Annotated in this window: 22 protein-coding genes and 1 riboswitch; of the genes, 19 read left to right on the top strand and 3 right to left on the bottom strand. The window is 49.3% G+C overall.

What is annotated here, in order from left to right:
• Positions 1 to 29: 29 nt before the first annotated feature.
• Positions 30 to 929, bottom strand: coding sequence for an FMN-binding protein (locus BN3279_RS06385; protein WP_059049816.1), 900 nt, complete (start codon positions 927 to 929; stop codon positions 30 to 32).
• Positions 930 to 1,312: 383 nt separating this feature from the next.
• Between BN3279_RS06385 and BN3279_RS06380 the strand changes: the two genes are divergently transcribed.
• From BN3279_RS06380 to BN3279_RS06340, 10 genes are all read left to right on the top strand, one after another.
• A complete protein-coding gene (locus BN3279_RS06380) occupies positions 1,313 to 2,737 on the top strand; it encodes a sensor histidine kinase (RefSeq protein WP_392396842.1) in 1,425 nt (474 codons plus the stop codon).
• Between the two features lie 62 nt (positions 2,738 to 2,799).
• A complete protein-coding gene (locus tag BN3279_RS06375) occupies positions 2,800 to 3,180 on the top strand; it encodes a RidA family protein (protein WP_059049815.1) in 381 nt (126 codons plus the stop codon).
• Between the two features lie 198 nt (positions 3,181 to 3,378).
• Complete coding sequence (locus BN3279_RS06370; protein WP_059049814.1) at positions 3,379 to 6,561, top strand: DEAD/DEAH box helicase; 3,183 nt, start codon at positions 3,379 to 3,381, stop codon at positions 6,559 to 6,561.
• Positions 6,558 to 7,184, top strand: coding sequence for a hypothetical protein (locus tag BN3279_RS06365; RefSeq protein ID WP_059049813.1), 627 nt, complete (start codon positions 6,558 to 6,560; stop codon positions 7,182 to 7,184). Before BN3279_RS06370 ends, BN3279_RS06365 begins: the two co-directional genes overlap by 4 nt.
• Before the next feature lie 411 nt (positions 7,185 to 7,595).
• Positions 7,596 to 9,032, top strand: coding sequence for a hypothetical protein (locus BN3279_RS06360; RefSeq protein WP_059049812.1), 1,437 nt, complete (start codon positions 7,596 to 7,598; stop codon positions 9,030 to 9,032).
• Positions 9,033 to 9,247: 215 nt separating this feature from the next.
• Positions 9,248 to 9,415, top strand: a complete 168-nt coding sequence (locus BN3279_RS23350; protein ID WP_082672964.1) for an aspartyl-phosphate phosphatase Spo0E family protein — start codon at positions 9,248 to 9,250, stop codon at positions 9,413 to 9,415.
• A gap of 188 nt (positions 9,416 to 9,603) precedes the next feature.
• Positions 9,604 to 10,440 (top strand): zinc-ribbon domain-containing protein, encoded by an 837-nt coding sequence (locus BN3279_RS06355; RefSeq protein ID WP_059049811.1) that lies wholly within the window; start codon positions 9,604 to 9,606, stop codon positions 10,438 to 10,440.
• A 220-nt stretch (positions 10,441 to 10,660) separates the two neighbouring features.
• Positions 10,661 to 10,966 (top strand): hypothetical protein, encoded by a 306-nt coding sequence (locus BN3279_RS06350; RefSeq protein WP_059049810.1) that lies wholly within the window; start codon positions 10,661 to 10,663, stop codon positions 10,964 to 10,966.
• A 113-nt stretch (positions 10,967 to 11,079) separates the two neighbouring features.
• A riboswitch (purine riboswitch) is annotated at positions 11,080 to 11,179 on the top strand.
• Positions 11,180 to 11,353: 174 nt separating this feature from the next.
• A complete protein-coding gene (locus BN3279_RS06345; protein ID WP_059049809.1) occupies positions 11,354 to 11,932 on the top strand; it encodes a xanthine phosphoribosyltransferase in 579 nt (192 codons plus the stop codon).
• Positions 11,933 to 11,985: 53 nt separating this feature from the next.
• Complete coding sequence (locus BN3279_RS06340) at positions 11,986 to 13,329, top strand: nucleobase:cation symporter-2 family protein (RefSeq protein ID WP_059049808.1); 1,344 nt, start codon at positions 11,986 to 11,988, stop codon at positions 13,327 to 13,329.
• 42 nt (positions 13,330 to 13,371) lie between these two features.
• On the opposite strand, the gene BN3279_RS06335 is transcribed toward BN3279_RS06340, so the two are convergent.
• Entirely contained in the window at positions 13,372 to 13,710 is a 339-nt protein-coding gene (locus BN3279_RS06335) for a DUF4870 domain-containing protein (RefSeq protein ID WP_059049807.1), read from the bottom strand.
• Between the two features lie 367 nt (positions 13,711 to 14,077).
• Here BN3279_RS06335 and BN3279_RS06330 point away from each other — a divergent pair, with 367 nt between their 5' ends.
• Both BN3279_RS06330 and map read left to right on the top strand, forming a co-directional pair.
• Positions 14,078 to 14,266: a hypothetical protein gene (locus tag BN3279_RS06330; protein ID WP_059049806.1), complete on the top strand. Its 189-nt coding sequence runs from the start codon at positions 14,078 to 14,080 to the stop codon at positions 14,264 to 14,266.
• A gap of 107 nt (positions 14,267 to 14,373) precedes the next feature.
• Positions 14,374 to 15,150, top strand: coding sequence for a type I methionyl aminopeptidase (gene map, locus BN3279_RS06325; protein ID WP_392396841.1), 777 nt, complete (start codon positions 14,374 to 14,376; stop codon positions 15,148 to 15,150).
• A 179-nt stretch (positions 15,151 to 15,329) separates the two neighbouring features.
• On the opposite strand, the gene BN3279_RS06320 is transcribed toward map, so the two are convergent.
• Entirely contained in the window at positions 15,330 to 16,646 is a 1,317-nt protein-coding gene (locus BN3279_RS06320; RefSeq protein ID WP_198343571.1) for an IS4 family transposase, read from the bottom strand.
• A gap of 520 nt (positions 16,647 to 17,166) precedes the next feature.
• On the opposite strand from BN3279_RS06320, the gene coxB reads away from it, so the two are divergent.
• The 7 genes from coxB (at position 17,167) to BN3279_RS06285 (ending at position 23,840) form a co-directional block, all read left to right on the top strand.
• On the top strand, positions 17,167 to 18,225 hold the full coding sequence (coxB, locus tag BN3279_RS06315; protein WP_059049805.1) for a cytochrome c oxidase subunit II: 1,059 nt from the start codon (positions 17,167 to 17,169) through the stop codon (positions 18,223 to 18,225).
• 106 nt (positions 18,226 to 18,331) lie between these two features.
• On the top strand, positions 18,332 to 20,182 hold the full coding sequence (gene ctaD / locus BN3279_RS06310) for a cytochrome c oxidase subunit I (protein ID WP_187377759.1): 1,851 nt from the start codon (positions 18,332 to 18,334) through the stop codon (positions 20,180 to 20,182).
• Positions 20,179 to 20,805, top strand: a complete 627-nt coding sequence (locus tag BN3279_RS06305; RefSeq protein ID WP_059049803.1) for a cytochrome (ubi)quinol oxidase subunit III — start codon at positions 20,179 to 20,181, stop codon at positions 20,803 to 20,805. Before ctaD ends, BN3279_RS06305 begins: the two co-directional genes overlap by 4 nt.
• Positions 20,806 to 20,808: 3 nt before the next feature.
• Positions 20,809 to 21,132, top strand: a complete 324-nt coding sequence (locus BN3279_RS06300; RefSeq protein ID WP_059049802.1) for a cytochrome C oxidase subunit IV family protein — start codon at positions 20,809 to 20,811, stop codon at positions 21,130 to 21,132.
• A gap of 174 nt (positions 21,133 to 21,306) precedes the next feature.
• Positions 21,307 to 22,212, top strand: coding sequence for a cytochrome c oxidase assembly factor CtaG (gene ctaG, locus BN3279_RS06295; protein WP_059049801.1), 906 nt, complete (start codon positions 21,307 to 21,309; stop codon positions 22,210 to 22,212).
• Between the two features lie 237 nt (positions 22,213 to 22,449).
• On the top strand, positions 22,450 to 22,914 hold the full coding sequence (locus BN3279_RS06290; protein ID WP_059049800.1) for a DUF420 domain-containing protein: 465 nt from the start codon (positions 22,450 to 22,452) through the stop codon (positions 22,912 to 22,914).
• A gap of 200 nt (positions 22,915 to 23,114) precedes the next feature.
• On the top strand, positions 23,115 to 23,840 hold the full coding sequence (locus BN3279_RS06285) for a hypothetical protein (protein ID WP_059049799.1): 726 nt from the start codon (positions 23,115 to 23,117) through the stop codon (positions 23,838 to 23,840).
• Positions 23,841 to 23,847: the final 7 nt, after the last annotated feature.

The raw sequence follows: 23,847 nt of genomic DNA, 5'->3' as shown, positions 1-23,847 counted from the left end.
TCTTAATTTAGATTCATTGGTGACTATAATTATTTAGCTTGTTCAAGTGCTTTGCTGACGAGTTCGAAATAGGATTGCAGGCTGATGGTTGCTCCAGCGATAGCATCTGTTTTGCCTTCTTCATTGAAAGTTACAGCCGCAGGATCTTGACTTTCCACCAGGAAAGCTTCAGCAGTAGCTGCTTCTTCATGCCATTCGCCCACGGAACCGGCTGCTTTCATGCCATAGTTGCCATCGATCGAAGTTTGCTTTTTGTCTTCACCTTTTTCATTCACACCACTGAAGTTAACTTTAACAATTTTACCAGCAGCTACAACGACATCTACGGTTTCTTTCCAACCGGAATTAGCGTCGAATTCAGCGCCTTCTTCATGGTAAGTACCATCTTTGTACGTTACTGAATCAACAGGGCCAGCAGCCAAAGCTTGGTCAGCCAGTGTGAAGAATTCATTCACATGAACAGATACGCCAGCGATAGCATCTGTTTTACCTTCTTCATTTAGGGTAATATCTTTTGGGTCTTGCTTTTCAATTAAATATTGTTCCGCTTTTTCGGCTTGCTCATGCCATTCGGAAGCAGCACCGCCGTCTTTCATACCGTACTTGCCTTCTTTGGAGTAGGTTACTTTATCAACGGGAACTGTTGCATTAATAGCATTCCAATTTGCTTCTGTAATCTTTCCTCCAGAAACTGTGAGGGTAACATAATATTGCCAACCTGTTTTTGCATCAGCTTCACCTTGAGCATAGTAAACGCCGTCTTGATAGCTGCCTGCTTCAGCACTGTTCGTGCTATCGCTTGCATTGGTTTCAGTAGCAGCAGGCGTATTGTTCGCCGGTTCTGTTGTATTTGCGCCATTGTTCGAACCACAACCTGCCAACAAACCCAACAGCAAAGCGCTGCTAAGAATGATTGAAGCTTTTTTCATGATAGAGACCTCCAGTGAATGAATTATATATATTAAAATGTGAAGACATTTTAATAACTTCCTTATTTAACTACATAAACTCAAAACGGGCAAGAGCTAAAAAGTGGGCTGTCACAAGGAATTGAGCAGTCTGAAAAACCTTTGTCGAGGGAATTTTAGCATATAAAAATACGTGATAATGTGAAATGAATCACATTAATTGTGACATAGCTCAACGTCCTGAATTGAACAAAGCTATACCCCGCAAGGGATATAGCGCCTGTAAACGGTTGCTTAATATTTAAAATATTTATTTTTTAGAAAGCTTGGGTATGTCATACTGAAAATATTGCGGCAGGGTTATTGCTGTATGGCCACGAAATTAATTTTGGGAGGTGAGTCGGGTGGGAATAGGGAATACTTTTTTACTGAATTTGGGCATGCTGGTTACCGTCACTTATCTGGCTAATATCCTATATAAATATGGGCTGCGGAGAACGTCGCCACGTATGATTTATGTATTGTCCGTGCTGCTGATGATTGTATCGGGCTGGATTTGCATGAAGTTTGGCTTTCGCCTGAAGGATGATGTGATATTTGATCTGCGTTACGTACCGTTAATTATAGCGGCCTTCGTTTATGCGCAACCGGCGACCGTCATCTTGATTGGTGTCGGCATTGGTATGGCCCGTTTGACCTTTGGAGTGAGTGAGGCAGCGATCGTCGGTCTGGTCAACCTGACAATTCTTGGTTTTGTCGGGGCAGGGCTCAGCGTCTGGATGAAGCGGACCAATTACCGTTTTTTCATTAAGGGCTTGGTGACGATTCTGGTCATTAATCTTGTTCATTACGTAGACCTTGCCTTGTTCGGCGTCATTCCCTTCAGCAAATACATGCTGGAGATTATGCCGGTGACTTTGCCACTAGGCAGCTTTCTTAGCATCCTGTTTGCTCTGATTCTACGAGATTTTCAGTTAGGGCATCGACAAAATCTGGAGCTTAAATACGCCAATGAACTGCTTCGTAAGCAAACAGATGAGCTACATAAGGCCAAGATTGGTCTGGAGGACCGGGCTAAGCAATTGGCTCAGGCATCCAAATACAAATCTGAATTTTTGGCCAATATGTCCCATGAACTGAGAACCCCGCTGAACAGCATCATTAACCTGGCGGAAATTATCTCGGAGAGCGACGAAGCGGGGGAGGATATCCCGGAATACGGACGAATCATTCATAAGTCCGGTCATGACTTGCTACAAATCGTTAATGATGTACTCGACCTATCTAAGGTAGAAGCGGGCCGATTGGAAATTGTTGAAGAGGATGTCGTGCTCGCCGAATTGCCGGACTGGATGCAAATGCATTTTGAACATATTGCCCAGCAGAAGGATATCCAGTTTGTGATTAATCTGGAGCGAGGGTTGCCTAATACGGTCATAAGTGATGCACAGCGAATTGCCCAAATCTTACGTAATCTGCTGTCCAATGCGTTCAAATTTACCCAGGAGGGCCAAGTACAATTGGATATCCGCCGTGCGGGGAGTGAAGAGATTCCGCATCCCGGAGAGTGGCTGGCATTTGTTGTGACCGATACCGGAATCGGCGTGCCAAAGGAAATGCATGATGCGGTATTCGAGGCGTTCCAGCAGGCGGATGGCTCAATCAGTCGCAAATTCGGTGGAACAGGACTGGGATTGTCCATCAGTAGTAATTTGGCCAGGCTGCTTGGCGGATACATCGATATGGACAGCGCAGAGGGCCAAGGCAGTACGTTCTCCTTCTACCTGCCGTTAAAGCCGGGGAAGATATGTCCCGATCAGGCGGATTAGGTTGATCTTACGGGGTAATTATCGCTACAATGTAGAAACAAATAATAGAAGGGATGAGGAAAATGGAGAAACAAGTGATATCGACGACAGCAGCGCCGGGGGCAATTGGACCTTATTCGCAAGGGATCGGGCTCGGTGATTTAGTGTTTACTTCTGGGCAGCTTGGCCTGGTGCCAGAGACGGGAGAACTGGCAGAAGGCGTAGAAGCGCAAGCCGCTCAATCGCTACGTAATGTGGCTGCTGTTCTGGCAGCCGCTGGCAGTGGATTGGACAAGGTCATTAAAACGACAGTGTTCCTGAAAGACATGAACGACTTCGCGAAAGTAAATGAGGTATACGGTACGTTCTTCACAGCACCTTATCCCGCACGCAGCGCGGTTGAAGTAGCTCGGCTGCCTAAGGACGGCCTGGTGGAAATTGAAGTTATTGCTTTGAAATCCTAACAAAAGCTGACGAGAAGGAACTCCCTGCCGGGTGTAGGGCCTTATTTGCTCGCCGTGCTCCTAAACAAAATGATTAATGCATAGTATGGAGGGGGTCGGCGCATATGCGTCCGGAACCCTCTTCTCTTTTCAGTTTTATATGGTTCGCTTTTCGTATAAGATATTAGTAATGAATTAGGATATCGACGGGAGATCATCATGAATCAACGCCTGTATGGAATTTGGCTCGGGGAGGTGCTATTCTGCTTCTCCGGGGAATTATCGGAGTCCAAAGTAGACGCCTGGACCGCAGTGTTAAGGCGTGTGGAACTTGAATCCGGGGATCGTCCGTTTCAGCATGCCGTACTACGGCTGGCTGAAATTCGCTTCCCATACGCTACGCTGCGGAAATCTCCCAGGACGGGAGAACGCCGCAGCTTGATTGGCCGTACGCTGGAGGGCTTGACGTTGCCGGTGGAGAAGGCATGGCAGTTGCTGCTCGGCTGGGATGAATCGGCTTGGGAGCAGCGTGGTTTCAAGCCGGGAGCGGAGATGAGCTACTGGAGCAAGGCGGCGCGGTTTGTGCTTGAACTGTTAATGCGGGGACGCATTGCTCCTTCAGTACGTCCGTCACCTGTCTCCGGGGCGCGGCGCCGGGGAGCGCAAGGACAGGTGCAAGCGGTCTGGGGACCGTTGCTAACGGAGCCGAAGGATGAAGAACGGTTTCGCCTTTTGGCTGGCTCGATGCCACCCGTCTGCCTTGCCGCAGTGCAGAGTCTGCCTGCGGAGGAAGGAAGCACGCTGGAGGAACGCCAAATGGTGATTCTGCATAATTTCATGACAGCGATGATCGATTATGAGACACGGGGAGCGGTAAAGGATTTAGGAAGGAAGCTTAATCCTGCTCGCGCCGATTATCGACGGGGGTACTCGCCGCTAGCGGAATTGTGGTGGAACAGCCTGTTAACCGGAGGGCAACCGCCAGATATTCAAGCAGTTACGGCTGAGTTAGCCAGTCTGACCCAAGAGGTGGCTGAGTCTGGAGGGATGCGGCCCAAGGCTGAGGATGTGGAAGCCGAAGATGAGCGTACTGATAGCCTGCGGCTTTGTCTTCGGCTGGAGCCGATGTTCGCAGAAGAAGGCAGCACTCTTCAGGGAAATGGCGTGGTGGAGGAATCTCGCCTGTCACGAATGTCGGCATGGAGATTAAGCATCTGGGGAGAAGGGGTAGAAGAAGGCTCTGTGCTGCTGCCCGCAAGCTTGATTTGGAGTTACCCAGCCTCCGATATGCACATTCATGGTATGCTGTACCGGAATGTTCAGGAGACGTTGTTGCTTCGGCTGAGCAAGGCCGCCAGCTTGTCTGGCGAATTGGCAGATGTCATGAAGATATGGCGACCGGAAGAATTAATCCTCGGGCCGGAGGTCATATACCATTTCTTAAGCAAATCCGTTCCTGTGCTGCGTAAGCATGGGGTTACCATACAGATGCCCTCGAAGTGGACGCGAGAGGGAAGACGGTCCGTAGGCATTCGCATTAAAGCCGAAGGTTGGGCGAGCGGTTCCGGAGAGACAGCGATTGAACGAACTTCCAAGCTCGGAATCGAGCAACTCGTCACCTTTGAGGCCGAAGCCATGCTCGGAGGCCAGAGCGTTAGCCGTGAGGAACTGGCAGAACTTGCGGCGGCGAAGCACCCGCTTGTTTTTTTTCGCGGGGAATGGATTGAAGTAGACGTCAAGGAAATTCGTCAGGTATTAAAATTTATGAAGCGCCGTGAGGACGGTACACTCTTGTTCCGCGAGCTTATGCATCTGTCTGCCGGGGAAGAAAGCGTGCAATTTGAGGGTGTAGATATCGAAGGTGTGGAGACTTCGGGCATGTTATCCGCATTCGTCTCCGGCTCAGTCGTCCGGCACCCGGACCCAAGACCTGTGCCACAAGGGCTCAGGGGGACATTGCGTCCGTATCAGGAGCGTGGATATCAGTGGCTCTCAGCTATGCGAGATTTAGGATTCGGTGCGTTGCTGGCTGATGACATGGGCCTCGGCAAGACCATCCAGGTTATTACGGTGTTGCTCGACCGTGTTAATAGCTCTCCAGGGAAAAGTCTGATCATCTGTCCGACTTCGCTACTTGGCAACTGGCAGCGGGAGATTGCACGATTTGCGCCAGAACTGCGCCTGTATGTACACCACGGGAGCAATCGTCACCGGGGGGAACGCTTCGTACAAGAGTATGCTGATGGCGATGTTTTGCTTACGACCTATCAACTGGCTGGCCGGGATGCGAAGGAGTTGCGTTCGGTTGAATGGAGCACGGTCGTACTGGATGAGGCGCAATATATTAAAAATTATGGCACGAAGCAGGCGCAAAGTGTCATGAAGCTTAATGCACCACACCGTATCGCGATGACGGGAACTCCGGTGGAGAACCGTTTGGGTGAATTGTGGTCTATCTTTCAATTTCTGAATCCCGGCTATCTGGGGACACAGGCCTCCTTCCGTTCCCGGTTCGCCTCAGGCGTTGAGCAACCGAGCGATGAGTTGCAGAAGCTGCGGCGGTTGGTAGCGCCCTTTCTGCTGCGTCGTTTGAAGAGTGACCCGGATATTCGCAAGGATCTACCGGAGAAGATCGAGTTAAAGTCCTATTGCACGTTGACGACGGAGCAGGTCCGCCTTTATCGCTCGGTGACGGATGAGCTTATGGGCCGAATTGGCGAGCATGAGGGCATGGCCCGCAAAGGCCTGGTGTTGTCATCGCTTACCCGCTTGAAGCAAATCTGCAACCATCCTGTGTTGGCCAGGGGGCCACTGCGCCCGTCTGAATCGGTGGCATCGGGGCGTTCCGGCAAGATGGAGCGTTTGGAGGAATTACTGGACCTGATTATGGACAGCAGGGAAGCGGTGCTGATATTCACTCAATATGTGCGGATGGGTGAGTTGCTGCAGGAGCGATTGACGGAGCAATATGGAGTACGGCCGTTTTTTCTGCATGGTGCCGTACCCAAGGCTGAGCGGGATGAGATGGTTCGTTCCTTTCAGGAGGGTGAGGGATCACCGATCTTTGTATTGTCTTTGAAGGCGGGTGGGGTTGGTCTTAACCTGACTCGTGCGAATCATGTGGTTCATTATGACCGGTGGTGGAATCCCGCGGTAGAGAACCAGGCGACAGACCGGGTATTCCGTATCGGTCAGCGCAAGAACGTGGAGGTTCATAAGCTGATCTGTCAGGGAACATTGGAAGAGCGGATCGACGAACTGATCGAACGTAAAAAATCGCTATCAGAGCAAGTGGTTGGCTCGGGCGAGCAATGGCTGACTGAAATGAACGATGAAGAATTGCAAAGCTTGATTATGCTTCAAGAGGGAAGCTTTGGCGAGCCGGGAGGAGGTTACCGATGAGCACTGGTGATGCAGATAAGTTCGGAAAGGGACAGAAAGCTAAGAAAATGGAATCCGCGCAGCAGCTAAAGGAATTACAAAGCGCTATTCTTGTGGACACAGATGGGTTAAAGGTAGCTGCGGCGGTGGGACATACGGTGCTGATTCCGGTTAGCCCATCGGTAGAACAGGCACGCCGAGCCGTCGTGGAGCGACTTCAGCATGAACCTGACCGGATTGCAGATTTGCTGGAGCAGGGCATAACTGCGCTGCTACCTCTGTTGCCAGAGCAGGGGCCTTGGCTGTTGGCAGAAGAGAAGGTCGGCCAAGGTGCGAGCCACTATGCTGGCCTTGCAGAGGCCCAGGGAGCTGCCCAGACCAAGCGGGCCCAGGATCTTGGCGGGCAGGTGGCGGGAGATGACGTTCGTGCTATGACCAAGCGCGAGCACGAGCACGAGAGCATTCCCGCGGCGCAGCAACCCGGCTCGCGGGAAGCTGCGCGCTGTGCGGGGCGCGGCGACCGGCCTTACGCTGGTCGCCAGCCAGGTCATGCAGCGGGCAGAGGAACTCGCCGCCCCGCTGCGCACCAAGCCGCAGTGACGCGCGGCTTTGGCCTTGGCTGGGCCCTCCCGTTAACACATTAACGGGAATTTCTCCCGCTAATTTCGGTTTATAGCATACAATTCGCGATTTAGATGGAAAAGCTCCCGCTAATTCAGCCGAATAAATCCAAAAACTCAATTATTGTTCAAATTAACTGGAGTATTTCCCGCTAATTCTCTATTCCGCTTGAAAAGTGAGAAATTAGATGGAGCTTTTCCAGTTAATTTGGTTTTTAATTTGGCTTTTAAGTGTTAACCTATGTTTTCTACCTCGACAGTTATCCGAACAGCAGCTACTTTGTTCCCTCCGCAAATCTTGCTATTACGCACTTCTTCGACACTTTCTCTGAAATTATGACTAAAATCTATTATTATTTATTGTATAAACCTTCCAATAGAGATTTGTTTATGGTAAAAGTATTATGAAGGACAATTTAGAGGTGATTAAGCACAATGCAGGCCATAGAAACAGAGCCGCATCATCTTCAACAAGTCATTACAAGAGAAATGGCAAAGCAAGGCTATACCATAACGAGCCTATCAAAAGAGATGGCTGTCAACCGGGGACTGCTAAGCAGCAGCTTGAATCGTTTGACGAAGCTTATTCCTGTTCCTCTGTTGGACGAGTTGGCTAAAGCTCTGGGCCACCCGGAAGGATGGTTGTACGCGGAGTACGTTGAAGAGTGCTTCAGAGAGAAGCCTCATTGGCGGCGGGTAAAAGTTTTACTAATGCGTTGTCTTGACCTGCAAAGGTGGGACTTGGTTGATGATGTATTAGATCGGCTTATGGAAGAGCCGCAATATGTAGCGGCTGTGTTCGAAATGGCGGAGGAACTGTATAAGGCTGGACGTAAAGTTGACGCTATTCCTTTGTATCGGTGTGTGGTGCAGAATGAAATAAAACAACACTCCGAGCGTTTTGCCATTAGCCACTATAAATGGTTTCGCGCTGAGATTAGCCAGCCACTGGATATTGATACATATTACCAGGCTGCCATCAGATTCTCGCCTTATCTCAAGCGTCTGTCCATTCACCATCAGCTTGATGCCTTGTTGCAACTGGCAAATGTACATTTCATTCTCAAGAAGTGGGATGATGTTGAGAAGTGCTGCCTAGACATGCTGGATTGTGTCCAAATTTGTCTTCGACAGGAAGAAGGAGCACAGAGGAACTCCTTGGCCAGAGAAGCAGCAGAGAGACCATTGGTGGTCTACTATGGACAAAGTTTTTTACTCAGGGGTAATGCTCTGGAGAAACAAGGAAGGTATGGGGAAGCCTTTCAGTATATAAAGTCTTACGAGGATTTGAGTTGGTTTAGTAGCCTGGATGAAAGAGGCCTGAAGGAAGTAGAACGGCTTTCTGTTTTTGCCAGGGGCAACCGTTTAAGCTTATATATTTTGTTAGGTGAGTTCAAATATTTATCGGATTATGTGGACTTTCTTGATTGTCATAAGGCTGAGCGTTTGCCGGGGCTAATCACTATTATTGAGGCTGCACTTCGACATAAGCATGATGTTAATTCAGTTCTTCCACGGTTTGAACAAGAGATACAGGAACTAACTACAAATATTTCGACCGATGGAATTACATATTACGATCCAGCGTTTAGTGCAACACGTAGAATGCAGCTTTTTTATGGACTGGCACTCTACAATTTTAACCAAGGATTGATTTCCCGCGGGCTTGACTATCTGCTGCTGTCATTGCAGTGGATGATGTTATCAAATAATAAGCTTTCAATTACTTGTGTAGCTTGGTTTGAGAAATATCGTAATCAAGCCAATTCGACTCAAACGAGTCGGTATCTAGAAATTATGAAAGGTGTGATCAGGAATGAAGAAGTGGATGGCTACCCTGTTGATTTTGTTGAACATTGCCGTATTGTATAAGGGAGACTTCATAGAAGTCGAAGGTAATGGTAATAGCCCTGTACCACCAATCGTTGTTCAGACCATGTCTCATGGTGAAGGCGGTTAACTCACGATACAACGAAAAAGAAACGCATCTCAATCATGAGATCGTTTCTTTTTTTAATTTATTTTTTTCTTGTTTTTAGTAACCTATACTAATATAAGGAGGGAGAAAGAGAGGAGAAAGACACAGCATGAAGAAATCGCCGATCGAGAAGAAGCGTCTGGAGATGCATAAATTGGCTCAAAAGTACGGGATTTCCGCTTCTCAGGTACTAAAAAAATCTAAAGAACTGGACCAATTGCTCAATACTTATTATTCAGAGCAGTCAAAGGATGGTAAGGATTCGAAGGAAAACTAAAATTTGAAGGAGTCGACTCTGGGAAAAAGCCCCTTATTCAACTACCTATTCATGCCATGAATCATTTATGGAATTGACAACCATTTTCTTTCCAAAGCGTGGAAGCCGCGTCCTGAGTCGGAAGTCGGTTTTCATAGCGGCGTGAAATCTGGTATGATAATGAATATTTCGCGGGGAGGAGTCATCTCATGAATATTTTACAACGACTGAAAGATGGAGCGGGAAAGGTGACCGATCGTGCGCAAAATGTCGTGGAGATCGGGAAGCTAAATACGCAAATTTCAAATATCGAACGAGAGCTTGGGTTATATTTTCAAAAAATGGGTGAGGTCTTCTATGATGCTTACCGGAAGAAGGACATGTCCGAAGCGGATAAGGAAATGTTGGATCTCGCCAAGACCTGTGATCTGTTGACGGAGGAGCGGGACGAGATTCGCCTCAAGGTGGCTGAATTGAAGAATGAACGTCTGTGCGGCGCTTGCGGACGTAGCGTGGCGGAGGAGGCCATGTTCTGTCAGTATTGTGGTCATAAGCTGTTAAAGGTGAAGCCAGCGGCAGCCAAGGAGGAATACACGGAGGCGCCTGTCAAGGAGACATCAATCGATGCAATAGCAGCTCCGGGTGTAAATGCGCTGCTAGAAGAGGACGTCTTTGTCCCTAGCGAATCTCAGACAAGCGAGCCCAAGGTGGATGGCAAGCTGGAGAAGCTGCTGGCGGCGACCTTGCAGGAGGATCAGATCGAATATCGTGCACCCCAGCGGGAGTTTGAACCGGCACAGCCTGAATTTGATCCCGAAGAGGAAGAGCGTTTACAGCGTGACCTGGAGCGGGAGCGCAAACGTCAGGATGATCTGGATCTTCGAATTCGTAAATGGACCGAAACGGCGGAAGCAGCGGTGCAGACGGAGGAACCTGTGCAGGAGCCGCCACAGACTCGGGTCGCCACGGTCAAATGTCAAATTTGCGGCTCGATTCTGGTCAAGGGAACCAAATGGTGCCCGCATTGCGGCTCAGAGCAAATCTAGCCTAACGGGGGCTATTCCAATTCATGAGCACTTAGCTGGCTTGTGCTCGTAAATGGAAAAGTTCACGGTGTTGTAATAAAATGAACCGCCCAAGCGGCGGGGATGTCCGTAATATATAGTAAGTACGCAGCCGCCGGGGTTCTGCTCCGGCGGCTGTATGCTTATGAAGCCGGCAGGGGAAGCTAAATGCCGCAACTATCATTTCGGGAGCGTGAGGCATATGGAATGCATCGTACACTTCGATGTTGTACATAAAGATGGCACGAAGGAGCTGAGGGGATTAATCTTCATTGACCCAGGGAAGCTACCGGACGAGAGCGATCTTCTGCAAATGTTTGAAGACATGGGCTACCATCTACGGTTAGAAGACCGGGAGAACCTAATCTTCAAGCCGACGCAGGCCAGCGCAGACTATGAAGAAATCCGTGTGCGCCACCTGGATACGGGCGAGACCACTTACAAAGAGGATGGGGAGCTGAAGTCCCTGCTTAACCATTTGCTACCGCGGAATTCCAGACCTTTATAGATGTCGCTTTGGGGCGGACACAAAAACGAAAAACTTTTTAAGAACTTTTCCCGCGCCCACCAAATCCCTCTTCCATTCCCGCGTACATTTGCGTTATACTTCTAACATTGTGTGCGAAGTTAAATTCATTTTCTCGTATAAGTGCAAGAATGGGCTTGCATGTCTCTACCTGATCACCGGAATGATCGGACTACGGGAAACGCTATGGATTGGCTGGGGGACCGGTAGGCGTGTAACGTCTGTTGTTTCGGTTGTCCCAAGCGACGAATAGGGTTTCTGTCTGCACGTCCATTTCCGATTTAGGGAATGGGCTTTTTTGCGTTTTGGCGCGGACTGCAAATTCGTATGCCTGGAATCATGTTAAAGAAGACCAAGGGGGAAGCTGTAATGAAGCTGCTACAAGACAAAGTCATCAAGGAAGGTATCGTACTGGGGAATCAAGTATTGAAGGTGGACTCCTTCCTGAATCATCAAATGGACCCGGTGCTGATGAAGGAAGTGGGGGCGGAATTTGCCCGGCGCTTTGCGGATGCGGGGGTTACGAAGGTGTTGACGATCGAGTCTTCGGGAATTGCCCCGGCGATCATGACAGCGTTGGAACTAAGTGTACCGATGATCTTTGCCCGCAAGCATAAATCATTGACGCTTAAGGACGATATTTTTGTGGAAAAGGTGTACTCGTTCACGAAGCAAGAAACGAACGAGATTACAGTGTCGAAGAAGTTCCTGTCTGCTGAGGATCGGGTGTTGATCGTGGATGACTTTCTGGCAAATGGCGAGGCAGCCTTCGGTCTGGCCCGCGTAGCCGAGATGGCCGGAGCCAGTGTGGCCGGCATCGGAATTGTCATTGAGAAGTCATTCCAGCCGGGAGCACGCCTGCTCGCGGAAGCGGGCTACCGCGTGGATTCGCTGGTGCGCATCGCTTCGCTGGATGAGGGTAAGGTGACCTTTGTAGAGCAAGCGTAAGCGTAACACTATAAATATAAATTACCGATACACCGGGGAGGAACTGGATTCACATGGAACAAGAGAGAGTATTTCAAAGACACCGTCATCCAATCAAGACGTTGTCGCTAGGTTTGCAGCATGTCCTGGCTATGTATGCCGGGGCTGTGATTGTGCCGCTGATTGTGGGGGGCGCGCTGGACTTCACCCATCAGCAAATGACGTATCTGATTGCCATTGACTTGCTGGCTTGCGGTGTTGCTACCTTGCTGCAGGTTTGGGGCAACCGCTTCTTCGGCATCGGACTTCCGGTCATGCTGGGCTGTGCGTTCCAGGCGGTATCGCCAATGATTGCTATCGGATTAGAGGATGGGGCGGGGGTATCTGCTATTTATGGGGCGATCATTGCTTCGGGTCTATTTGTACTTCTGTTTGCCAATTTGTTCGGCAAATTAATTGCGTTATTTCCACCGGTCGTTACCGGATCAGTCGTCACGATTATTGGTGTTACCTTGATTCCGGTAGCCATCTCCGATTTGGGCGGTGGCAATCCAGGAGTGAATCCTGAGTTCGGTAGCCCGTTTAACCTGGCGTTAGGCTTTGGGGTACTGCTGTTCATCATACTTATGAACCGCTTTGCCACAGGGTTCCTGCGCTCTATCTCTGTACTGCTTGGATTGCTTGCAGGTACGCTCGTCGCTGCTTTTGCCGGACAAGTAGACCTGACACCGCTGAAGGAAGCAAGCTGGTTCCACGCGGTACAGCCGTTCTACTTCGGCAAGCCAACGTTCCATGCTTCCGCAATTCTGACGATGATCCTTGTGGCGATTGTCAGCGTAGCGGAATCCACAGGCGTATTCATGGCACTGGGCAAAATCGTGGGTAAAGACATTACCTCCAAGGACTTGACGCGCGGCTATCGTGCGGAAGGCTTGGCTATTATTCTGGGCGGGATTTTCAATTCCTTCCCGTATACGACTTATTCACAGAACGTGGGTCTGGTGCAAATGAGCCGGGTCAAAACCCGTGACGTTATCTTTGTTGCCGGGGGACTCCTGGTGCTGATCGGCTTTGTGCCGAAGATTGCCGCATTGACGCAACTCGTACCCACATCCGTGCTGGGGGGAGCCATGATCGCTTTGTTCGGGCTTGTCTTGTCCTCGGGTATTCGTATGCTGGGCGATCAAGTGGATTTGAATCGGCATGAAAATCTGCTGATCATCGCTTGCTCCGTAGGGATGGGGCTGGGCGTCACCGTCTTGCCGGAAATCTTCGACCGTCTGCCGGCGGGGCTGCGCATTCTGGTCGATAACGGTATTGTGGCTGGTAGCTTTACCGCCATTGTCATGAATTTGCTGTTTAACGGGCTGAAGGGCAACAAATCGGTCAAGGCGGAACCGGGACAAGCCGGCAATTAAGCTAGGAGCCCCGCAGACCTTAGGTCCATTCGCCGGCTCCGGCTACATCCGGTGAAGCTGCTTCTCAGCCAGTTCGCCAATCCAAGGCAGCTTTAGCCACTTGCCTTGCAAAGTTGCCAGCATGAGCACAACCCAAAGGGTGACACCCAGCAGGGAGAGCAGCATGCTGACGGCCACGCCAATCACGGGCAAGAAGCCGGACAGGGCATGCGCCAGCATCAGTCCGCCGAACAGCATGACCGATTGCAGCGCATGGAACAGGACGAACCGACTGCGCTTCTCCAGCACGAGAAAGACGACGCCACCAACAAAGGCGAACAGGTAGCATAAGAAACCTGCGACGTTCTCGTATAGACCAGTAGATGATTTGAATGGGGACATGGGCCAACCTTCTTTCTGAGAAAAGGATGTCTTCATCACCCACTATATGACGAGCCTTCACTTGAAAGAACCGCTTGGCCGCGATCGGCAGCAAGCAGGTAAGATCAGGGTTTGGCATGAACTCCGTAAGCATTGGGCTTGCGGAGTTTCTGCATTTTCTGGGAAGAAATTGCGTACAATGAAAAAAACGCTTGCAAAAATGTATGTTTGGAAGAAAGCTGAAACCTGTTTCTGAATATGATACAATAGGCAGTAGGAGGTTTTTCCACAACTGAATAGCCGGCACGACTTCAAGAATCTCACCAAACACTTTTCGGCGTCACGAAATCGGAGCATTTACCTTAAACGTTCTGGGAGGGAAAGAGTTATGGCAACGAAAGGTCATGATGAAGTTAAAGAAAGTTTACGGGAAATGACCCGAATCTTTAAACCTAAAGATCCGAAGAAGTTCGTGAAAGAATATGTTCGTAAATATCGTATTATGGGCGGCTATGAGGAGGAATTGACTAACCTAGTAGAGCATGAGATGGGAAAGATGAATTCTTCCGTTTCTTGATCGATTTAAAGGCAAGTATATGATCGTTCCGGCGCGTAAGTGATGCGTCCGGGACGTTTTTTTGTCTAAGCCAAGCTGTCTTGAATGAGCAGAGACGGAAGTGGAGCATGGAAGGGAGACAATGGAACGTGAAGGTACGTTTAAAAACAAAAGATGAGATTGCTCGAATTCGCGATGCGGGTATCATTCTTGCGGAATGCCACCAAGGCATTGCGAAGCTGATTGGACCGGGAATCACAACGATGGAGATTGATGCATTTGTGGAATCATTCCTGGCTAAACGCGGGGCGATTCCGGAGCAGAAGGGGTATCACGGGTTCCCCTACGCGACCTGTGCTTCGGTCAACGATGTGGTGTGCCACGGTTTTCCCGGGACGCGTAAGCTGGAAGCGGGAGATATCGTAACGATCGATATCGTGGTGAACAGGAAGGGCTGGCTGGCGGATTCGGGTTGGTCGTATCGGATCGGCGAGGTTAGCGAGGCGGCAGAGAACCTGCTGACGGTAACAGAGCAGGCCCTGCTGGCAGGTATTGCTCAGGCTATGCCGGGGCATAAGCTCGGTGACATCGGTTATGCGGTCCAGCGAGTAGCCAAGGCATCCAGAATCGGCATCGTGAAGTCTTTGATTGGGCATGGTATTGGCCGAGTCATGCATGAAGCGCCGGATGTGCCAAATTTCGGCCGACCTCATACAGGGATTACCTTGCAGCCAGGTATGGTGATCACCATTGAGCCGATATTTACCGGTGGCGAGACCGGGGCTGTCTTATGGGAGAATGATGGTTGGACCATTCGAACAGCGGATGGAAGCCTGGGTGCGCATTATGAGCACACGCTGGCCATCACGGAGGATGGACCGGTAGTGCTGTCTGGCGGAGAGTAGAGAGGGGGCAACCAATGTCATTAAGTTAAGCCTAGAGACAAAATGATAATTGGTGATGGGGAAACAAACGGCATAAGGAAAATCCTGTGTCGTTTGTTTTTTTATGCAGACAATTGGAAATGCGTACAGCAAACAAAGCGGATGGAATGTCCGCTTTAAAAATGTTCATCCCTATTGAATTATGCTACTCTATAAACGAAGCTAACGACTGATTGCGAGCGGACTTTGCGCGTATTCGTCTGCCCGGGGCGATGGGACCGAATCGGCAAAAGGTTCTTGCGAATCAGTGCTTCAACATCGGGCGGGGGATCATCATCTCTTGAGCGCAGAAATTGTCTACAAACGTAAACGGCCACCGTGAAGTTGACTTGGTAGGGGTGCCGCTTATCCATTTGGGAAATGAAGACGTGCGAGGTCATCATTTCAGCAAAGTTGTACATGATCATTCTTGCGAAAATCTCTTGGAGGATGAACTCCCGTTTCTTCGCGTGAAAGTTCGTCAAACCGACGGTATATTTCAATGCCCTGAACGAGGTCTCAATGCCCCATCGCATATTATAGATAGATTTGATCTCCTCTGGCGGAAAGTCAGCGTCAGAAAGATTCGTCATGACCGTTTCGTATTCGCCGTTAGGCAGGTGGAGGCGAAGCACCCGAAAGGAAATCGGGTAAAACAAGTGCTCACGCAGATCTAAAAAGTCAAATGTAGAAGTAGCAGGGACGAATCGGTATATCTCGGGATGAGCCTTGATCTCGTTGGTTTGTTTTTTGGTGAGTGTCAGGTGAACCGGGAGATCAAACTCTCCATCTGTAGGCAACGGCAAGCTTCTAACCATGCCGCTAGAATCCCTTACTCGTATGACATAGTTCCACCCTTTGCGTTCAATATGTGCGAAATTGTTGTAACTTTCATAACCCCGATCCGCAATAACCATGGTTTTTCCTTGGATAGAGGAACGGTCCACCATGTCGGCTAGTGCCTTCCCTTCATGACATAACCTTCGCGGCTGAACAATCGCATCCACGTAAAGTCGGTTGCACAAGTCATAAGCTGCGTTCAAATGAAGAAGGTTATAGCCCTTCGTGTCCGGCTGGCTTTGAAAGTAGGTATTCGTGTCTAAAGGATCCGTGGCAATATGTAAATCTGAGCCGTCAATGGCCAGTAATCGATAGCCGCGGTAGTCCTTGATATCCATGTACGATTGCGTAAATTTGTGAAACAAGCCCTCCACCGCAGACGGAAGAATCTTATTTCGCTGCTGAACAAAAGCAGAAGTGGTCGCCGTGTTCACGTCATAGCCCTGCAATTCCAAAAGTTCCTTGTACAGGCTGTTGCCGCCCATGGAAATCAGGAGCTGCATCACCGTTTCAAACGGTAGCTTTTTCGTTCGGGTAAAGTCCTTACCGGGATGTTTAACATAAGGTTCGGGTGCCGCTGACATCTCTTGTATCAGGGAGGTCAGCGTTTTTTTAAGCGTGTCCGCATATGTTTTCAATGACAAAACCTCCTCGTTTTTCAAGGGGCTTCGCCACACATTTCAGACCACTTGTCAAGCCTTTTTCCTTGTTGTCGGCGCAAAAAAAAGAGCGGGCTATCTTTTCGATAACCTGCTCTTTTTCTTGATTCTGGGCTCATTCCTTAACTTAATGACATTGAGGGGGCAACCCCTCTTTTTTTGTCTTAATGTCGAAAAGTTTAGAAAAATGTCAAAAAATTGCGAAATCTGTAACTTGGAAAAACGCCCTTTACTGGTCTATTTGTGAGAGCCCTTTCAAGGATGGGGTAAAAAATAGAAACCGTTAACAAACCCTTTCGTAGCAAGGGTTTGTGTGTTTTCCAATAGACTGGAAACGGATGTTGAATCATTGACAAAAAAGGGGTTCAATCATATATTTAATAGGTGATCATTATAATTGACATAAACATGCTTTTCATGGTATTAATCGCAATTTTTAAGGGTATGTGCAGAAATGATGAAATGAAACGGAAGAAAACGTAAGAAGTGGGGTAGATCAATGATGAAATCGTGGAAGGCTGTAAGGCGGCTATTGCCTTTGTTTGCCATGCTGTCGCTCATCCTGTCCGCATGTGGCCGTGAAGACCTGTCCGTGCTAAGGCCGCAAGGGCCTGTGGCGCAAGGCCAACTTGGGCTGATTACGTTGTCGATTACCATTATGGTAGCCGTAATGCTCGTGGTGTTCGGTATCGCTGCCTATGTGTGGATCAAATTCCGCCGTAAGCCTGAGGAGACGGAAATTCCCAAGCAGGTTGAAGGCAGCCATAAGCTGGAGATCCTCTGGACCGCGATTCCGCTGGTACTGGTTCTGATTTTGGCGGTAGCCACGGTACAGAAGGTGTTTGCCTTTGGGGAGGATTATTCCAAGGATGCCAATGCGGTCAAGGTGAAAGTCACCTCGCATTTGTATTGGTGGGAATTCACTTACCCGGAATACGGGATAACAACGGCTCAGGATTTGATTATTCCAACAGGGAAGAAGATTGCCCTTGAACTGAAGACGGCCGATGTGCTGCACTCGTTCTGGGTTCCTTCACTGGGGGGCAAGACGGATACCAACACGGATGGAACGATCAATAAGGCTTGGCTGGAGGCGGACAATGAAGGGGTATTCCTGGGCAAATGTGCCGAATTGTGCGGAACCTCCCATGCCTTCATGGAGTTCAAGGTTAAGGCTGTAAGCCAGGAATCTTTCGACCGCTGGATTGAATCGATGAAAGCTCCGGTACAGACGATTGAAGACCCGGCGCTGGCAGAAGTGTTCAAGGCGCAGTGCTTGAGCTGCCACGCAGTGGGTGATCAGGGGGGACCGCTTGGACCTAACCTGACGGGGATCGGTAATCGGGAGACGGTGGCGAGTATTCTACATAACGCCGAGGCTTCAGGCAATCCAATCAACGGAAAGCCGGTTAAGGACAACCTGGTTGAGTGGCTGACTGACCCGCAGAAGGTGAAGCCGGGCAACAAGATGCCAAGTCCGAAGGAGGACCTGGGGCTGACTGATGCCGAGATTGAGGCCATCGCCGAGTATCTGGCGAACAGCACCTTATCCTACTAGAGGTAGTTCAAAAAATCGTCTTCCAAGGATGAACCGGATGGATAGGAATTTAAAGGAGGTACAAACCTTGGCTCATGCTCACACTGTCAAGCGGCACAAGGGGTTGATGGATTGGTTGACGACAGTCGACCATAAGAAAATCGCCGTTTTGTATTTGCTGGCTGGCGGCTTCTTCTTTGGCATCGGCGGGATTGAGGCTTTATTAATCCGTATTCAGCTTGCCAAGCCAATGAATGATTTTGTAACCGCGCAGCAATTTAACGAACTGATTACGATGCACGGAACTACGATGATTTTCCTGGGTGTCATGCCCATTATTTTTGCACTGATGAATGCCGTTATTCCGCTCCAGATCGGGGCGCGTGATGTAGCCTTTCCTTTCCTGAATTCCCTGGGGTTCTGGACATTTCTGTTCGGGGGGTTACTGCTGAACCTGAGCTGGATTATGGGCGGAGCACCGGATGCAGGCTGGACCGCCTATACTCCGCTATCAACCACGGAATACAGTAAGACGCACGGGGTTGACTTCTATACGATTGGTCTGCAAATTGCGGGCTTGGGTACACTGATTGGCGGGATTAACTTCTTGGCAACGATTATTACGATGCGGGCTCCAGGCATGTCGTTCATGCGGATGCCGATGTTCACCTGGACCACCTTCGTAACATCTGCCATGATCTTGTTCGCCTTCCCTGCCATTACCGTCGGCCTGGTTCTGCTGACATTTGACCGGATACTGGACGCCAATTTCTTTAACGTAGCGAACGGCGGGAACCCGGTGCTGTGGCAGCATATCTTCTGGATATTCGGGCACCCCGAGGTTTATATCCTGATCTTGCCGGCCTTTGGTATGATTTCCGAAGTGGTTAGTACCTTCTCCCGTAAGCGTTTGTTCGGGTATAGCTCGATGGTGTTTGCTACGATTCTGATTGCGTTTCTTGGCTTCATGGTCTGGGCGCATCATATGTTCACCACCGGTATGGGACCGGTTGCGAACGCCTTGTTCTCCATTGCTACGATGCTGATCGCTGTACCAACAGGGATCAAAATTTTCAACTGGCTGTTTACAATGTGGGGTGGCCAGATTCGTTTTACCACAGCTAACTTGTTCGCTTCCGGGTTTATTCCGACCTTCGTTATGGGCGGGGTAACCGGCGTGATGTTGGCTTCGGCGCCTGCTGATTACCAATACCATGATACTTATTTTGTAGTGGCACACTTTCACTACGTTATTGTCGGGGGCTTGGTGCTAGGCTTGTTTGCCGGTTTGCATTACTGGTGGCCGAAGATGTTTGGCCGTGTCCTGGACGAGAGGTTGGGAAAATGGGAGTTCTGGACCTTTATTATCGGTTTCCATTTGACGTTCTTCATTCAGCATTTCCTGGGTCTGATCGGGATGCAGCGCCGCGTATTTACGTATTTGCCCAATCAGGGATTTGACCTAATGAACCTGGTCAGTACCATTGGTGCATTTCTGATGGGCGTTGGCGTGATTATATTCCTGGTCAATGTGGCTATCACGGCCAAGCGGCCACAGAATGCTGCTGCGGATGCCTGGGAAGATGGCCGTACATTGGAATGGGCCATTCCATCGCCGCCGGAAGAATATAACTTCAAGCAGATCCCGCTGGTGCGTGGTATCGATGCTTTCTGGAAAGAGAAGATGGCTGGTAACCGCGAGATGACACCTGCGGAGCCGGTGGGACCGATTCATATGCCATCACCAACCATTTTACCGTTCATGATGTCCGTAGGGTTATTCATAGCGGGCTTGGGTTTTATGTTCACGAATGATGATTTTGGCAATGGTCTAATTAATTTCCTCTTCAACAAATATATTATTGTTGGCATCGGGCTTGGAATTACGTTCGTTTCGATGTTGCTTCGTTCCTTGAACGATGACCCGGGCTGGCATATTGAGCCGGAGGAACTGAACGGGAAGGAGGTCAAAGCATGACGACGCCACATACGCTAAACACAGCGGAGACGCTTCCGCCCGAGCCGGAGAAGGCAACGCTGGAAGGGCGCAATAAAATATTGGCCTTCTGGTTGTTCCTTGGCGGTGAGGCCGTGCTGTTCGGCACTTTGTTTGCGACCTTCCTGACCCTGCGGAATCAAGTCGCAGATGGTCCATCTGCCAAGGAGTTGTTCCATTTGCCGCTGACAGCGGCAATGACGGTTATTCTCTTAGTCAGCAGTTTGATGAGCGTATTTGCGATTCAGGCAATGCACCGGGGAGATAAGAAGAAGCTGGCTGTTTGGCTGAGCGCGACAGTTGTGCTGGGGTTAGGCTTCCTGGGGATGGAAATTTACGAATTTGCCGAATATGTAATACACAAAGGGTATGGCATGACGACCAGCGCTTTCAGTTCGGCTTTCTACACGCTGGTGGGATTTCACGGAGCGCACGTACTGTTCGGGATCGCTTGGATTGCGCTGCTGATTGGGCAATTGATGAAGAAAGGGCTCACCGTAGTTACTGCACCAAAGATTTATGTGGCCGCGATGTACTGGCACTTTATCGACGTGGTGTGGGTGTTCATCTTTACGGTCGTTTATCTGCTCGGAAGGGTGGTTTAGCATATGGTCAATCAGGAATCGGAAGGCCGGGCTCCGGTGGTGAAGCGGCGTCAGCGACATGAAGGGCCGGAGAAGCATGTCATCGCTTTTATATTCTCCATCGTTCTGACGCTGATTGCATTTGCAGCAGTGGCCGCCGGAGAGGTGAATGTGGCCTTTACCGTAATATTGCTGTTGGTGATGGCTGTATTGCAAGTGTTGGTCCAACTCGGTTACTGGATGCACATGAAGGATAAGGGGCATATGATTCCGATTATCTTTATGGCTGGCGGCTTCTTCGTTGCTTTCTTGGCCATTATTGCCGCATTGTATTGGATGTGGTGGTAGATGTGGTAATATAATTTCAGGCGGAAATTCTTTTTGCAGAAACGGTACCATCCCTCAAAGGTGGGTTCTTGTTGAACCTCCTTCTACAGGGATGCTGTCACCGTTTTTGTCTGTTATTAGGGGCTTGTTCACAATTTGGACAGAACTCACATCGGCAGGAAGGGAGGGATTGACGTGCTGGGATTGGAATATTTTAATTTTGCCGATGTATGGAGTCCGGGATTTCTGGCTGTCATTTTGCTATTGCTCGGAGGGTACATTGTACTGATTGGTCCGGGATCGGAAAGATGGGGTTCGGGCGAGCCGACACCGGCCTTTCGGAAAGTTTTATTTATTCTGGGCTTGTTCTTGCTCTACCTGGCTCAAGGAGGTCCTATAGAGCTGCTCGGACATATCATGTTCAGCTTCCATATGATCAGTATGGCTTTGTCTTATCTGGTCGCTCCTCCGCTGCTTATGTTCGGACTTCCGTCCTGGATATGGAAACGGGTTGTGGACCTGCTAAGTGCGACTCCGCTGAGAAAGCTGCGGTTCATGGTTCATCCGGTAGTCGCTGCGGTGGTGTTCAATGGACTGTTCTCCTTCTATCACCTTCCCGTCGTGCATGACTATGTCATGCTCCATTTCGGGGTACATCGTCTGTATTATATCGTCTTGTTTGTGGCGGCGGTGCTGATGTGGTGGACGCTGGCGTCTCCGTTGCCGGAGAAGGCCGGAGTGCAGGGATTGAAGAAGTTGGGCTTTATTTTTCTCAATATGGTCCTCTTGACGCCGGCCTGTGGTTTGATTATCTTTGCTAAGGGGCCCTTGTACGCAACATACAGCGATCCTGCAATCTGGTCCCAAGCGATGGGATATTGCGTGTCCGGCGATCCTTCTATGCTGCTTAGCCAGTTCGGAGGCCCGGAATTCTTTGGCTATCTGGCGCCCGATATTGACCAGCAGGTAGGGGGCATCCTGATGAAGTTCATTCAGGAGATCATCTTCGCTTCCATGCTGGCTTACGTCTTCGTTCAGTGGTACAAGCAGGAGAACCGGGAGTCTGCGGAAGAAGAAATACCGCCTCGATCTATGCTTTGAGGCTTTAGATTATATTAGTTGAACTAAAGAATAGCTGAATAAGCAAGCGAGAAAAATGATTCTGAAGAAGCGGAGCGCTCGCCTTTGTGAGGGGATTTCAACTGCATAAGATCCTACTAGATAAGAGAAATCCATGAGCAACAGCGATCGTAAGAACATTTTCTCGTCTGCTTCTTTGCGTAAATCATTTGTTTAACTGATATAAATATATAAACTCACCGTTTAGGAGGAAGAAACTTGGATCTATATATGTTGTTCCCGACCATCAGCACTTCTTTTATCGTCATCAGTGCCGTGCTGGTAGCTATCGGATGGTGGCAAATTATTAAGGGCAAGCGGGAAGCCCACAAGAAGACGATGATCGCGGCGGCTATTGCTGCGTTGCTGTTCTTCATCATTTATATGTCCCGTACTGTGTTTATCGGCAACACCTCGTGGGGAGGACCCGACAGCTTGAAGGGCTATTATCAGACCTTCCTGATCTTCCACATTATCTTGGCAACAGTAGCAGCAGTCTTCGGCATTACCACACTGATACTCGGCTTCAAGGCGAAATATGCGAAGCACCGGAAATGGGGCAAGGTTACCTCAGTCATCTGGTTCCTGACGGCAATCACCGGCGTGGCGGTATATGTGCTGTTGTATCTGCTCTATCCGGGCGGTCATACGAAGCCGGTCTGGGAAGTTATTCTCGGCATGTAATAAATTTATGAAGTCATGAAAATAGCGATACGAGGGAGTGTTCCTTCGCATCGCTATTTTTATTTTTGATCATAATCAGGACGTTACTTGACTGCATAACAAAGCACAGTGTATAGTGTGTATAAAGATATATACAGTATACACACCTTTGAGAAATCACATACTGTGATTACTACAAAGAAATGAGGGAAGGTGGATGCATGTTGAATCCATGGAAGGACATATGGGCTATCGTGGAGAGGGAACTCCGTCACGACCGGTTTTACGTAATTGCGAATGTCATTTTTATGATCTATCTCGGGGTAATCATGGGTACGATAATTGATTCTGCGCAAGGAACCCAGTTCAAGTGGGCTCCTCTAGGTAATTATCTGATGCTGACGGTTGTCCCTATGACGGGGCTCTTCTTCTCCCGCAGGAACTTCAATTACATTAAGGAAGATTCCTATACACAAATGCTTCGATACTACCGGACATTGGCGATTCCGCTGAATACGATTATGTGGGGGAGACTGACCCAACTGGCTGTAGCCATGTTCATAAACAATCTGTTTCTTTATACGGCATGTTATGGATTTATACGCATGATGGGTGATTCCCTGTTGGCAGCGGATACGATGGTGGCTTTTGCGTTGACTTGGCTAGGCTGTGGATTGCTGATCAACGGGATGTTCATTTATTATGAATTTCTTACCAGCGGCAAAGTCTATTTCTGGGTTACGCTGCTCATCATGCTCGTGTTGGCCTTGGTGGTTGTTATCTTGAATGTGTGGAGAATTAATCTCTTGGAAATCACATTGGACTTCTCCCTGCGGTATGGCCTATTATCACCGCTCCTGTGGGGAACGTTGCTTGTTGGAGGCATTGGACTTTCTCTTCTAAGCATGATCACAAGGCGGAAAATGGGGATGAGGGATTTGGCATAATGAGGAA

This window comes from Paenibacillus senegalimassiliensis (genome assembly GCF_001486585.1).
Taxonomy (GTDB): domain Bacteria; phylum Bacillota; class Bacilli; order Paenibacillales; family Paenibacillaceae; genus Fontibacillus; species Fontibacillus senegalimassiliensis.
Note: the sequence above shows the minus strand (reverse complement) of the source record. Positions and strands in the feature narration are given on the sequence as shown.

Bases quoted from the DNA above. Each gene is read 5' to 3' on its own strand.
- BN3279_RS06385 (WP_059049816.1), bottom strand. From the start codon at position 929: ATGAAAAAAGCTTCAATCATTCTTAGCAGCGCTTTGCTGTTGGGTTTG.
- BN3279_RS06375 (WP_059049815.1), top strand. From the start codon at position 2,800: ATGGAGAAACAAGTGATATCGACGACAGCAGCGCCGGGGGCAATTGGA.
- BN3279_RS06370 (WP_059049814.1), top strand. From the start codon at position 3,379: ATGAATCAACGCCTGTATGGAATTTGGCTCGGGGAGGTGCTATTCTGC.
- BN3279_RS06365 (WP_059049813.1), top strand. From the start codon at position 6,558: ATGAGCACTGGTGATGCAGATAAGTTCGGAAAGGGACAGAAAGCTAAG.
- BN3279_RS06360 (WP_059049812.1), top strand. From the start codon at position 7,596: ATGCAGGCCATAGAAACAGAGCCGCATCATCTTCAACAAGTCATTACA.
- BN3279_RS23350 (WP_082672964.1), top strand. From the start codon at position 9,248: ATGAAGAAATCGCCGATCGAGAAGAAGCGTCTGGAGATGCATAAATTG.
- BN3279_RS06355 (WP_059049811.1), top strand. From the start codon at position 9,604: ATGAATATTTTACAACGACTGAAAGATGGAGCGGGAAAGGTGACCGAT.
- BN3279_RS06350 (WP_059049810.1), top strand. From the start codon at position 10,661: ATGGAATGCATCGTACACTTCGATGTTGTACATAAAGATGGCACGAAG.
- BN3279_RS06345 (WP_059049809.1), top strand. From the start codon at position 11,354: ATGAAGCTGCTACAAGACAAAGTCATCAAGGAAGGTATCGTACTGGGG.
- BN3279_RS06340 (WP_059049808.1), top strand. From the start codon at position 11,986: ATGGAACAAGAGAGAGTATTTCAAAGACACCGTCATCCAATCAAGACG.
- BN3279_RS06335 (WP_059049807.1), bottom strand. From the start codon at position 13,710: ATGTCCCCATTCAAATCATCTACTGGTCTATACGAGAACGTCGCAGGT.
- BN3279_RS06330 (WP_059049806.1), top strand. From the start codon at position 14,078: ATGGCAACGAAAGGTCATGATGAAGTTAAAGAAAGTTTACGGGAAATG.
- map (WP_392396841.1), top strand. From the start codon at position 14,374: ATGGAAGGGAGACAATGGAACGTGAAGGTACGTTTAAAAACAAAAGAT.
- coxB (WP_059049805.1), top strand. From the start codon at position 17,167: ATGATGAAATCGTGGAAGGCTGTAAGGCGGCTATTGCCTTTGTTTGCC.
- ctaD (WP_187377759.1), top strand. From the start codon at position 18,332: ATGGATTGGTTGACGACAGTCGACCATAAGAAAATCGCCGTTTTGTAT.
- BN3279_RS06305 (WP_059049803.1), top strand. From the start codon at position 20,179: ATGACGACGCCACATACGCTAAACACAGCGGAGACGCTTCCGCCCGAG.
- BN3279_RS06300 (WP_059049802.1), top strand. From the start codon at position 20,809: ATGGTCAATCAGGAATCGGAAGGCCGGGCTCCGGTGGTGAAGCGGCGT.
- BN3279_RS06285 (WP_059049799.1), top strand. From the start codon at position 23,115: ATGTTGAATCCATGGAAGGACATATGGGCTATCGTGGAGAGGGAACTC.